This is a genomic window from Clostridium tyrobutyricum DSM 2637 = ATCC 25755 = JCM 11008 (assembly GCF_000359585.1).
Classification (GTDB): domain Bacteria; phylum Bacillota; class Clostridia; order Clostridiales; family Clostridiaceae; genus Clostridium_B; species Clostridium_B tyrobutyricum.
On the sequence record NZ_APMH01000031.1, the window covers coordinates 1 to 12,896 of the forward strand.

Here is a 12,896-nt window from a genome sequence, read left to right on the forward strand (position 1 = left end):
GTAGTCCCTAGGAGGATCGAACTCCTGATTTGTATTTTGCTAAAGATATTAATAGATATTAATTTACATGCATTGGCACTACTTCGCTTAAAGCAGATATCTCACTATAAAATATAATATCTTTTGGTATGTATATATAACTTATGTGTTAAAAATGTGTTAAGTGATTTTATTATTTTATAGAGTATTATCAATGTCTAAAAGCAATTTTTATTTTTTATATTGTGCTAGCTTTTGATACTAAAAACCACTTTATAGAAACTCAATTATTGTAAAATTTATATGCACATTTAATATTTTATTAATTTTACTTTCTATCATATTTTTCAAAATCATCAAATATTTTTTTATGAGTTTTATCTAATAGCAAAGTTTCATCTAACTGTTGTAACAAATCATACTTTCTTATTAGTAGTAAAAATTTTCCTTCGCTGTATTTATTCATAGAATTATAGAATATTAACAACATTTCATATGTAGAAAGTTGTGCCCTAACTAAAGATGCATAATATTCTTTATCATTTTGATTAATAATATTATTCCTATCAATAAATTTTATTATATGATATAAATTTCTAAAATAATGTCCAATATACCTTTGATTTAGTTTATAAAATTTTTCATAAACATTGCGAATACTATTTAACTCTTGAATATAATCTTTAATATGTGTATAATTTTTTTTATTTTCTTTATAAAAAGCCTTTAATTGATTATATGCTATCTCAAAATACTCTCTACCTTTTTTATCATTATAAATAATAGAATTAATTATATCGTTATTAAAAGATAATAAATTAAATAATGTATTTTCAAATCTTTGTATATTGACATTTTTATTTTGTTCCTGACTTTCTTCCTTAGTTATTTCTAATTGCTTTAAAGCGTAAATTAATGTACCGACAGTACCTATTGAACCTATCCACGTAGCTATATCTCCAATATTTGCTTTTGCAGGGTTAAGTAAAAAGTAAATTATTAATATAGCTACTAATAGTTCAACCAAAAGCATCTTTTTATCTTTCATTTTTATTGTTTTCATCTCCATATAATGATCCTATTAATATTACTGATAATTTTGTAAAAGTAAATTCACTTATTATTTTAATATAAAAGTTAAAACGAATTTAAAACAAAAATCTATACTTTTTCTATGAAAATATAAGTTTTTAAAATTACATTTTATTTTATTTTGAATATTTATATTATTTAATAAAATCACTAATATGATGAACTAATGGTTGAATATAAGGCTCAAGCCATTCCCAACTTTGATGAATAGTATTAACCAATGTTAATACTACTTGTACATTTTTAGCTTTGTCCACTATACCTTTTTTCTTAATTTTATTATTTGCTTCTTCTATACTATCGGAAGAAACGCTAGTATTTTCTAGAATAATATCTTTTAATGATGTTGGAGTATTGAGTGTTGAGTCATAATTACCAGTTGAAATTTGATTACAATTTAACTTTTCTTGTACTTGTAAGCAAACATTCTTTTTTTTTATATATTCTCTATAGTTATCATTAATATAATAAATAGGAAATATATTTTCTAAACCAATTACAAATTCAGTTACTGAATCGCAATCTTCACACTCAATATTTTTTCCTAAATAGTCCTCATAAGAATCAACTATATCCATAATATCAAAATTATCACATCTTATTTCAAATTTTAATTTCAAATATCCCATATTAACTAGTTTATTTAATCTATTTATCACTAATTTAATCGGAAATTTCAGCATCTTACAAATTGCTATAGGATAAAAACTTTTAACATTTTTATTTGATGCTAGTTTCTCAATATAACTATCTATTTCAAATTCATTCATATGTTAAAATCCCTCCTCCTAAATTATCATAATAAATATTTTAACAAGCTACTTTAGATGGTAAATTAATTATAGCACTTTTTGCCTTATATATTTTATAGTTTTTTCACTAACAGAAGATTTAAAAAATATAGAAAGAGTCTTTAAGCCAACTGATATTGTGTAAATTTCTCCTACAGGAGAATCTGAAAACTTTATCAAGCCTGAATAATTAGTTATATATTTTTTTAATACATTATAAAGAGTTTGTTTTGATAAATCTTCTTCACAATCTTTCCTTATTTTTAATCCAATACTAGCCATTCCAGCTAATAATAATTCTGTAAATGGTGTACCATCAGTATCTATATTTAAAGCCTGAACCTTATCATTAAATTTTTTTATATCTTTATCTCCAAAATAGTCATCAATAACTATTAACATATTAACTAATAATTCATTGTTCTCTTCAGTCAATTTTAAATTTTTATCAGGTATAGATAGAGATTGAGCAAAATTTCCATTATATAAGGAACTCTTAAATTTTTCTAATGATCCATTGTAATTTTTTAAGACATCTAAGTCTCTAATAGAAACATACATGGCTTTAAATGTGTCCATTAACTGATTAGCTATACGTGTAGCATCTTTTGAATTAGTTCTTATTTCTAAGTATTCACAATTAAGATCTACTATTACTACAACATTATTAATATTCTTAAACTTTGAATAGTCTTGACCATCGTTATAAGTTTTAGTACCACATGGAATCATAAACCTCATGATATACTTATTATCATCTAATTTAATGCAAGTATATAAACTGGGGCTCTCTAAGCTTTTATTATTTATAGATTTAATTTTATCAAAACAATATTCATCAGATTCGATTTTTTTAATCAATAAATCTTTATAGTTTTCAATATTATCATTTCCTACATATATAATTTTAAACCATTTCACTGATTTTCTTCCTGCAAAAATTTTACTCAGCAAAACATCTTTAGCCTTATTATCTTTAAATATTAAATCTATATTATCAAACAAACGTTGTCTAGGATCTTCTTTGTCATTTAATTCTATATCTAATATTTTTATTATTTTATCAATTTCTTGATTAGTCAAATTTATAAAATCTGACTTTACTATAATATCTTTTATTTCCATATAATATCCTCCAATATATAACAATATTGTACTTTCAAAAACATTATTATATAATAGAGACGTCAAATGATTTGAAAGCACATATACTGTCATAGGTCCACCAAACTTATGACAGTTTTTTCTTTAGTATAGGACATGCCTAACAAACATTCAACAATTTCGACAAAAGTATACTTAATTTTCAATAGTTACATTATCTGTCATTTATATAATATGTATTCAATATTTACTTTTAAATTCCTTTCAATATTTAATAATTTCTAATAATCAGCTCGCTGTATTTGTGATCTTTATCCTTGTACTTCCCCATAAGGTTATGATTTCGCTGGACTTCATCTATATTGAAATCCTTATACAATCCTCTTACGAATTCACAATCATTATATGAAAGAATAAACTTCCCCTTCACATTTTTAAGAACTTCACACAGCCTCACATGATCCTCTTTGGAAAATTGAGCCTGATAGTATCTTTCAGTACCGTAGTAGGGTGGATCAAGATATATTAAGGAATCCCCTTTATCATAAACCTTAAGTAAATCCTCAAAGTCTTTATTCTCAATCACTACATTTGAAAGCCTTTCCTGAATATCAGTAAGATATTGAGTCATTACATTAACATTTCTTTTTACACATCCATAGGACCTGTGATCACTTCCATAGCTTGTCTTGATTAACATGAAAAATCTAGCTGCTCTTTGAATATCTGTCATTCCTCTAGTGTTGTATTGGCTGACAAAACCATAAAATATCTCCCTTGAATTCAACATGAAAGAGAGTTCCTTTTGTAGCTCTCCACAGTGAAATTTTACACATCTAAATAAATTGACCAGGTCTCCATTTATATCATTGTAAACTTCCATGTTGGCCAGTTTATCTTTTGAGAACAATACCCATGCTGCACCTCCAAATACCTCTATGTATCTATTGAACTTTTCAGGAAAGCGTTTGATTATCTCCTTCCTAAGTAATTTTTTCCCACCTATCCAACTTATAAAACTATTCATATGTACCTCCTATATTCCAGATAATACTATTATATACGAACATGTGTTCTGTTTCAAGGTAGAATATGATAGTGCATAATAGTTGACTAACTATATTTTTTTGCTAATATCTAACTAAAGATAAAAGCTTAATAACTTAAAGTTTTATAGGGTTCCGTAGTTTAAAATAACTAGTCTGGTTCAAGATAAAACGCACAGTATACTGTGTTCACGGAAGGATAAAATCCTAGAAGATATTTTACAATATCAGCCTATGGCTTTTTATTTTTTTGTATATTATAAGAATGGATGAAAGCTATGAAATGGATAATGTTAATTATTGCATGTCTATTTGAAATAGGATGGGCTGTAAGTTTGAAATTTGCACATGGATTTACAAAACCTATACCAAGTATATTTACAATAGTAGGCATGATAGCAAGTTTCTACTTTTTATCATTAGCATTAAAAAATCTGCCTTTAGGTACAGCGTATGCTACTTGGACAGAGATAGGCACTATTGGTACTGTAATCTTAGGTGTACTATTATTTAAAGAGCCTGTTACTATAACTAGACTAGTTTGTATTTACTTTATAGTAATAGGAATAGTTGGATTAAAACTTGTATCTCGTTAACTTTTTATTACTGATAAACATAGAATTATTTAAAGCCTAGAAATTATTTAACTTTCTAGGCTTTAAATTGTTATAGTTTTTGTGGTTCATTTGTATTAACAAATTTATTTTTATCTACCAGCTTTTAATACTATTTGGTTTTGTGCAACAATTTTTCCATTTTTATCATATCCTTTTACAGTTATTTTATAATTAGCATTAGCAGTAAAACTGCTTCCTCCATTTCTTATATATATAACTTTAGATGCATTTTGACTTAATTGAATATAATTGGAATTAGGTACTTGTTTTGCAAATGACCATGAAGCTCCTGTATCTGAATCTACCCATGCATATACACGTTCTATATCACTACTATAACTTCTAATTATTAGATTTATACCTGGATTTCCATTAACATTTGTTCCTCCACCATCTATATTAACATAAGAATTTGAAATTATTATTCTTCTTCCACCACTAAAATCAGATCTATCTACTGATGCTATTTTGACTACATCACCAGTCTGAGGAGCATTTATATATGAGCCATTTCCTATATATATTCCTACATGATATGCAGGTGATCCAAAGAATACCAAATCTCCTGGTTGAAGATTTGCTCTAGATACTGGAGTACCGACTTTTTGTTGATCCTGTGAAGTTCTTGGAAGTGAAATGCCAAAGTGAGCATATACGTATTGAACTAATCCTGAACAATCAAATCCAGATGGGTTAGTTCCACCCCAAACATAAGGAACTCCTAAAAAATTTTGTGCATAATTTACTATTTCTTGTCCAGTAGTTTGAGCTTTAACAGGACTTAAATTTACTGCCAATACCATAAATAGTGCTAAAACGACACTTAATATAGTTGTCTTTTTTTTTGAGTTTTTTTCATTTGTTAACTTTTTTTCCATTGATTTTCCCCCTAAATTTTTAATACTTTGTTTATATTTATTACTATTCTATACAGTTAATTAAATTCCTTCTTTTTTTATCCATCATAATTCTACATATTATTACATTTCCATATCCTTGCTTGTATTTTATAAATAGTTTAGAAACTTAAGGCGGTGTTTGCCTAATCTCTAAATTATTTACATTAAACTGTTGCAGTTCCAGCAGTACTCTGAATACTAGCAATAGTCTGCTTCAACTGAGTATTCTCAGCCTGTACTGCTGCCAAGTCCTGATTTATTTTAACAATCTGTGCATTCTTTTCAGCTTCACTTACAGGAGCATGTCCAAGGTCATTCACTGCTTCCTGGATAAAATCATCAATAAGCTTTTTCTGATTATCTGTTGGAGTAACATTAATTTCTTTCAGTGCTGCATACACCGTTTCTTGTGCGGACTTGAATTTTTCTTCATTTGTTTGAAGACTTCCGGTATGCGCTAGTTGTTCAGCTGCTTTTACTCCGGCCACTGCCTTTTGTTCAATCCAATCTACAAGTGTTGCTGCAGGTTTTAGACTTGGAATTGTCTTTGCTACCTGGATAAGTGGCTCTGTTGCTTTTAATACATCTCCAGTTGTATCAAGTACTTTTTCAGTGTTAACACCTTTTTTCTTAAGATAAGGTACCAATCCATAGATACCACCAATTACCCCTACTAAAACTCCACCTACTGCTACAATATCATTTACATTTATCATTTTTTATTACCTCCATTATTTTGATAATTTAAAAAAGGTAGTTCAATTAAGAAATACCTATAGTTGTTTAGATCCACTATTACCTTTGTTATCATTCCAATATGCTACTGGTGGTTTGCCTTTAAATAGAGTAATATAATTTCCTCTATCAAGGTGTATTCCTAATCCTCCATCAGATCTCTTTTCAATATAGAAATCACCTAGAAAATGCTCTATCGTATCACTTTCAGGTGGAATACTTGTATCATATTTCTTTATAGGAACTGAAACTTTTTCGGCTACATTGACTGTCTTGTTTTTTATAACCTTGAAGAAATTATCATCCATGTAGTTAAGATCAACATATCCACTTATACCAGATATCTGCCCTTTATCTGCATACTGCCACACCGTAAAGTATTTCCATAACGTAAAACTTGGTTTAATAACACCGTAATTTGCAACCCACAACGGGAATTTTGTTATCTTGGAATTTAAATGTGCCTGTATCCAACTTGGATTTGCATAGAACAAAGGCTGTCCCACTACAGATGCTTTGTCTAAAAAATCTATACATAAGTCTGTAATATCACCAGTGCAGTTGTTTTCTGCATCCAATATAACTATGTCTGGATTCGTGTTTTTTATAAAATCAAGGAAATTAGCTATTTCAGTAAGTTCTTTGGCTTTGTCTGCAAAATGTGAAAAGTGATATGCTCCAGTAAGTAACCCTGCTTTCTTGGCGTTTTCTATATTAGTATGATATTTTTCATCTCGCGATCCTGTTCCAGAAGTACCTTCTGTAGCCCTACAAAATACAAATTGATATCCAGCATTTTTCAAGATATTCATATTTACATTGCCATTAAGGTTACTTATATCTACACCTTTAATCATAAAATTTTACCTCCTTTACTTTTTCAATATATTTTTAACTTAAAAATTTACCAATAATAATGCCAACTATTACAGTAATAATCTTATCTATAAGACCATCCCATTTCCTAGCTGGCTTTTCTTTTAAATTTTCTAATTGTGTTGTCATTTTTTCTATTAATTGTTTTATATCTTCAAGTGTATCTTTAAAATTCTGCACATCTTTTGCGGTACCTACATTCTGATTCTCTATCTTTTTAAGCCTGTCAGAATGGTCATTTAACCTTCTTTCATGTTGGTCAAATGTCTCCGTTATCTGCCTATGTCTTTCCTCACATAATTTTGCATCATAGCACTCACTCATTTCCAGCCTCCTATTTTGGACAAAATAAAAAGACTATCTCTAGCCCTCTGTTATTTCTTCAAACATATTATCAAAGGTCGTTGCTTTGATGTCCTTTAATTTATTCATACTAAGAATCCCTTTCTTTAATGTTATATAGTAAATACCGTAATATTTTTGCTAGCTTTTACCAAAAATATAGCTTTAAATTAACCCTTTAAGCTTATCTTCTCCAAAAAGTTTATGCTTTAAGTAAGCGTATTTAATTTTTAGCTTTCATCATCCTAATCTCAAATTTGCTATCCAAACTATCAATTAATTTATTCATATTTCCATTAATATGTCATATTATCTCTTGATAATTTATTTAAAATATGTTCCTTTGGTATTCTCCTAAATGGTTCGTAGTTGTAATTATATAAATTAATGCCCATTCTATATTTGGTTGCTCTTAGATCTGTCATATTAGAAATTAATGTCATACCTTCGCCACTATTTGTGATTATACCAATATGATATTTGCTTGGCCTTAGGTTTGTAAGTATACCAACTACAGGCATACTTAGATATGGAGCTATTATTCCAATATAAGTCGCCATTTTATGCCACCTCTAATTATTTATTTTTATGGCTACTGCCGCGGGTGCAATACTATCACGATAATAGCCATAAATACCGATTAAAGTTGTACCATTGACAGAATAACCACCCATAATAAAAACTTGATAAGTATCAGAACCTACTGTCACTATATCCCCGTTTACTATACTGGTATTTGGCATACAATATAATCCTGATAACACACCTAGAGGCCCGGGGTCACCGGCACCACAGCCATCTCCAGTTACGTAAACAGGTGACAGTAAATATGCTCCTATAGGCGTTGGATTTAAATTATTCAGATTGCATTCACTTAAAGCATGGGCATTATAGTGACCTAAAGAATTTTTATGCCAATAACAACATGAGGAACTAGTCCCCCAAGATGATGGTCTTCCCAAAATATCCCCTAAAATAAGTTGATTTGTGTAATATAGCCCTTCTAAATTTGTACTAGGTTCAGGATAACCTACATATAGGAAATGTGGATATGTTACTGTGCCTGTATTTGTCTGCTGAATAACAATTAATATCCTATGATCTTCAATATCTATGAAATAATCAAACATAGTTGTTGGAATTTTGTTATAAAGATCAAAGCACCATATATTACAATAATAACTTCTATTTGTATGAGTTCCATTCTGACCATCTGTAGCATTTGGTACATAATTATCTGAAAGCCATGCAAACAAAGCACCGCTAACTCCAGTCGAAAGACTTAAATCTAAACTTTTTAAAGTCATAAATATACTTTGTTGTTTTGCTCCTATGGGTATACTTTTAAAAACCCAGCCATCTGACATAGCTCCTGAATATAAGTGGTCATTTGTTTTATTACTGGAAATTTCAGTCCAGTTAGAACCAGGAGATAATATAGCATCATGTATTGTTTGCATTAAATCTTGTTTTTGACAAGAACCTTTAACCATCATTTTAAAATCACTTCCCTTTTATTGTCCTAAATAAATTTTATAAAAATTTAATACATCTTCATATATAGCCTTTAATATATTCTGCTGCTGTGATTTATCTGTGCTAATAGTAAAATCAAGGTTTACTGACCTCTTTAATTTGAGAAGATTAATTACTTCAATAAAATCTTCATCGGGTATAATAATATCATTCATTATATTATTATACGATACTATAAATTTATCCTTGTCCATTATTTTTGAACCTCCAAACCTAGTATTTTAATATTTAATTGCACCGAAGAGTTCATATTAAAATTCTTTATTTTTATATGCAAGCTATTTGTATCCACATCCTTATCCTTATATGGTATAAAAACACTATCCGTGTAATGATTTACCTTATACGAGTCATAAAGGGCAAAGCCATCATCAACCTTATCAAGAATTTGAAATCTGAAGTTGCTACCGTCTTGAATATCCAAATATAAGGTAGTTATCATAATAGATGTATCTCCTAAATCATAGTTCTTTTTCAGTTCTTGATTAGGATTTAGTTGTATTAAATCATTTATCTCCCTGTACTTCAAATTCAATCCTCCTGAAGAATTTTGCACATGACTAAGTATCTCTTCAAGTATTTGTTCACTACTCCATGTAGTTGATCTAGATACTCTACCATCATCCATAATAATGTTGCTATCTAAAGTCACACTGAAAAATTCACTCATATATTCACCTACTCACTTATTACAAGTTGGAAATCTCTCACCGAGAAATCATGATTTTCTGCATTTTTAATTATTTTTACAAATATATCTTTACTCTTACCTTGTACTAAATTCAAAGTTACTGTATCAGAATAGACTTCACCATCTAGACTTAACTGAATCAAATCATTACTTGAAGTCTGTATTCCAATATTTAGTCCTGTATAATCAATAGTATCTACATTTTTGATGCTTATACTTTCTTCTAGATCTTTCAATATTCCTGGACTTGTATTTGTGACAACCAAACCATTATAGATTATTTCAAGCTCATATTTACTGAATACATATACATCACCATATTTTAAGTCCATCAAGTCAGATCTGTACAATTCATTGCCATCAGTATCTTTGAAAACAAAATATCCTTTAATATTGGAATCTAAAAATACCTTGCATTCCATATTACTATCAAAAACTCTGGTTTTAAGTAAATTGTCATTCACATCATATAATTCACAAGTAGTATTTTCAGGAAAGTTTTGCAATGTTACATAGGGACTTGCATAAACTCTGTAATTATCCAATATAAAATCTTCATTACTGTATTTTTCAAAACCTTGATGAAGTATTTCATCTGGAAAATTCATTCCACCTATATTGGTATAGTTAATTCCATCATCTGATACATAGGCTTGGATGTAATTATCCTGCTTAAGTATTTTCCAGAACTTATGCTGTTCATCTTGCTTTTTATCTTTAATACCAAATGCATATTTTTCATTATCAAAATATATAGCTGCATAATCATCTTCACCCATAGAACTAAAATTCTGTTTTTCAAATTCTAAAACAAACTCAGAGAAATTAAAGTTTCTCTCAATCTTGCTATTTGAAATCAGTTTTACTTTTCCTGTACCAATATCTCTTGAAACATTTGCACTCCCCGCAAAATCACTAAAAGAAGAAGTCAAGAAGAAATTCTCAACCTCCAGCAGTCCATCTTTAACTTTTATAAGTTTCATATACTCACATCCTATTATACATTAGGTTGCATCATGTAATCATATGGTACAAATTCAACTACATATACATTGCTTATACCATCAGCAGCTATTAACTTTTTTGCTTCTTCCATGGCATCCTTATAACAATTTGTTGAATAGGAATTTATAGGGTTGCCATATTCATCTGTTATCCCTCCGTAATTTAAAGAAGTTAAGCTTCGATACGTTCCACTCAGCACTCCCCATTCTCTTTGACGTGGTGATTTAAAATCTATTAAATTGGCCATTAGTATCATCTCCTAAAATATTTTTCTTTTCTATATTTTGAGTATCAATATAATAATATCTTCTACCTTTTGTCTTATTTAAAGACTTTATGATATCACCATTTTGGGCAATCCTATTAAAATTTCTCTCTATGTCCATAGCCTTTGAATTCCTCCAAAGTGGGACTGTATTAAAATGATGATTTTTTAAATAAGCTATTAAATTTGCTATAAGTACTCCTATAGCTTGTAATCCAGTATAATAATTTAAAAAATACACTTTTTCAGCCTCCCATCTAATCCATCTATAAGCTCTATAGTAATCTGAATTAGGTTTAGAAGTTTCTAAAGTATACCAATCATACAATAGTTCCATAATAAATTGCATTGATTCTTTTCCTGAGCAACATAGCCATCCTTGAACATTATCGTGCCATATCATAATCAGGATATTTACTAAATCTAACATAATTTCAATACTTACTGAATAAGTAGGAATATTACAATCTATACCCCAGGTATTTCCCCAATCTATTGGGTGATTTTTGAATCTAAGATACTCATAACCCTCATTATTTAAAAATTCCTGATTATAGCAAAAATCTTTATTTGGAATGATTAAAGTATCTCCTGGATCTGTAGGATTTAACCACCACAATCTTTTAATAATATCTATAAATTTATTTTTACCTGGCTTAAATACTTCTTTTTCAGTATAATTTTTTATATACAATTCATTTAATTTTAATATATCTATAATAGGAAACTCACTTAATTGTTTTTCATTCTGAGTAAATATTTCTATTAATTTTTCTCTTCCAAGATATCTACAAGTATTCTCATACATAGATTTTTGTGAAAATCTTCTAAATGATTTACCTGAAATTTTAACTATATTTTTAATACTGCCTCTATCAAAATAAGTGCTTTCCATGATTTTAAACATATCTTTTTTTATATTCTTTTTAAGAGTCTTATTAGCTAATGCCTTGTATATATGTTTATAAAACGATCTATCTAAAGATGTTATACTGTCTATTTGTGTTATTTTCCTTAATATACTCTTTGAAAGCATAAAATTCAGAACAACTTTACTTGTATCTATTCTTATGAATCTTCGTAAAAACATATTTTTAATTTTATTTATGGTAACCACAGTATCTCGTTCATAAAAATTTCTATCTTTATCTAAAATTATTTCTTTAAAAACATTTCTTCTTAAAAGTTCTCCAACCAACTTATTTATATCTCTATACCTATTCAAAGTATTAAATATACAATAGTTATTTTTAAGTATTTCTTTATTTATTAAATCACTTAAGTATTTTTTAGTATACCTATTGAGTTCCAGACCATTTTTTGCATTCAGAGATTCATAAGTACTCTTTAAAAGGTCATTGACCTTTTTATCGCATAGATTTTTACCAAGTGGAATATTAATTATAAAGTCTTTAATGTCCTGCAAAACATTAACATTTTCTATGGATATACTAATATTTTCACTGTTTTTTAGTTGTAAATTACTATACTTAATTAAATTTACAGCCTTTAAATTCTGTAAAATAATGCTATCCCCTATAAAAATATCTTTCTTTCCAAACTTAAACATTTTACTTGAATGTTTAAATATCTCACTCTTATGCTTTTTAAGCTGCTTCCTATTATCTTTAATTATTGCTTTCTTAGGTACATATAATGATTTAAGCTCAGATTTATCAATAATATCAACTGAATTTTTATTTAAAATGCTAATATTGCTTTTAAACATATTTCCCATTGAACTACCACTAAATAATTGAGATTCAACTTTATTAACATTATTTTGATTATTTAGAGACAGTAACTTAGGAGTATAATTTATTATTTCTGCTCTAGTATCATATTTAAATGTAGCTCCAGAACAGATATTATCCCCTGCATATTTAAAATTGCACAAGGGAATTGTATGCAGGGACAT

The 12,896-nt window shown here is 28.2% G+C and carries 16 protein-coding genes and 1 riboswitch; of the genes, 1 reads left to right on the forward strand and 15 read right to left on the reverse strand.

The features are described from left to right. Positions 1-307: 307 nt before the first annotated feature. The 4 genes from J418_RS0112005 to J418_RS0112020 all read right to left on the reverse strand — a co-directional run bounded on the left by J418_RS0112005 (position 308) and on the right by J418_RS0112020 (position 3,993). Positions 308-1,027: a putative phage abortive infection protein gene (locus J418_RS0112005; RefSeq protein ID WP_020381131.1), complete on the reverse strand. Its 720-nt coding sequence runs from the start codon at positions 1,025-1,027 to the stop codon at positions 308-310. A gap of 178 nt (positions 1,028-1,205) precedes the next feature. Further along, on the reverse strand, positions 1,206-1,841 hold the full coding sequence (locus J418_RS0112010) for a hypothetical protein (RefSeq protein ID WP_017895678.1): 636 nt from the start codon (positions 1,839-1,841) through the stop codon (positions 1,206-1,208). A gap of 69 nt (positions 1,842-1,910) precedes the next feature. Then, entirely contained in the window at positions 1,911-2,987 is a 1,077-nt protein-coding gene (locus tag J418_RS0112015) for a hypothetical protein (protein ID WP_017895679.1), read from the reverse strand. 250 nt (positions 2,988-3,237) lie between these two features. After that, positions 3,238-3,993 (reverse strand): DNA adenine methylase, encoded by a 756-nt coding sequence (locus J418_RS0112020; protein WP_017895680.1) that lies wholly within the window; start codon positions 3,991-3,993, stop codon positions 3,238-3,240. 135 nt (positions 3,994-4,128) lie between these two features. Next, positions 4,129-4,228: riboswitch (guanidine-I (ykkC/yxkD leader) on the forward strand. Between the two features lie 62 nt (positions 4,229-4,290). Here J418_RS0112020 and J418_RS0112025 point away from each other — a divergent pair. Next, positions 4,291-4,608 carry a DMT family transporter gene (locus tag J418_RS0112025; RefSeq protein ID WP_017895681.1) on the forward strand — a complete coding sequence of 106 codons (318 nt, stop codon included), beginning with the start codon at positions 4,291-4,293 and terminating at the stop codon, positions 4,606-4,608. Between the two features lie 110 nt (positions 4,609-4,718). Here the strand turns inward: J418_RS0112025 and J418_RS17025 are convergent, their stop codons facing one another. The 11 genes from J418_RS17025 to J418_RS0112080 form a co-directional block, all read right to left on the reverse strand. Continuing rightward, a complete protein-coding gene (locus J418_RS17025) occupies positions 4,719-5,507 on the reverse strand; it encodes a C40 family peptidase (RefSeq protein WP_017895682.1) in 789 nt (262 codons plus the stop codon). A 185-nt stretch (positions 5,508-5,692) separates the two neighbouring features. Continuing rightward, positions 5,693-6,244 carry a hypothetical protein gene (locus tag J418_RS0112035; RefSeq protein ID WP_017895683.1) on the reverse strand — a complete coding sequence of 184 codons (552 nt, stop codon included), beginning with the start codon at positions 6,242-6,244 and terminating at the stop codon, positions 5,693-5,695. 57 nt (positions 6,245-6,301) lie between these two features. Further along, entirely contained in the window at positions 6,302-7,120 is an 819-nt protein-coding gene (locus J418_RS15655; protein ID WP_017895684.1) for a glycoside hydrolase family 25 protein, read from the reverse strand. Between the two features lie 34 nt (positions 7,121-7,154). Then, on the reverse strand, positions 7,155-7,463 hold the full coding sequence (locus J418_RS15915) for a hypothetical protein (RefSeq protein WP_017895685.1): 309 nt from the start codon (positions 7,461-7,463) through the stop codon (positions 7,155-7,157). A gap of 314 nt (positions 7,464-7,777) precedes the next feature. Continuing rightward, positions 7,778-8,041 (reverse strand): hypothetical protein, encoded by a 264-nt coding sequence (locus J418_RS0112050; RefSeq protein WP_017895686.1) that lies wholly within the window; start codon positions 8,039-8,041, stop codon positions 7,778-7,780. Positions 8,042-8,053: 12 nt separating this feature from the next. Next, on the reverse strand, positions 8,054-8,977 hold the full coding sequence (locus J418_RS0112055) for a hypothetical protein (RefSeq protein ID WP_017895687.1): 924 nt from the start codon (positions 8,975-8,977) through the stop codon (positions 8,054-8,056). Positions 8,978-8,995: 18 nt separating this feature from the next. Then, positions 8,996-9,211, reverse strand: a complete 216-nt coding sequence (locus tag J418_RS0112060) for a hypothetical protein (RefSeq protein WP_017895688.1) — start codon at positions 9,209-9,211, stop codon at positions 8,996-8,998. After that, positions 9,211-9,687, reverse strand: coding sequence for a hypothetical protein (locus J418_RS0112065; protein ID WP_017895689.1), 477 nt, complete (start codon positions 9,685-9,687; stop codon positions 9,211-9,213). The genes J418_RS0112060 and J418_RS0112065 overlap by 1 nt, the downstream gene beginning before the upstream one ends. An 8-nt stretch (positions 9,688-9,695) precedes the next feature. Further along, positions 9,696-10,691 carry a hypothetical protein gene (locus J418_RS0112070; protein ID WP_017895690.1) on the reverse strand — a complete coding sequence of 332 codons (996 nt, stop codon included), beginning with the start codon at positions 10,689-10,691 and terminating at the stop codon, positions 9,696-9,698. Positions 10,692-10,705: 14 nt separating this feature from the next. After that, positions 10,706-10,960 carry a hypothetical protein gene (locus J418_RS0112075; RefSeq protein WP_017895691.1) on the reverse strand — a complete coding sequence of 85 codons (255 nt, stop codon included), beginning with the start codon at positions 10,958-10,960 and terminating at the stop codon, positions 10,706-10,708. Beyond that, positions 10,938-12,896 carry a hypothetical protein gene (locus tag J418_RS0112080; RefSeq protein WP_017895692.1) on the reverse strand — a complete coding sequence of 653 codons (1,959 nt, stop codon included), beginning with the start codon at positions 12,894-12,896 and terminating at the stop codon, positions 10,938-10,940. Before J418_RS0112080 ends, J418_RS0112075 begins: the two co-directional genes overlap by 23 nt.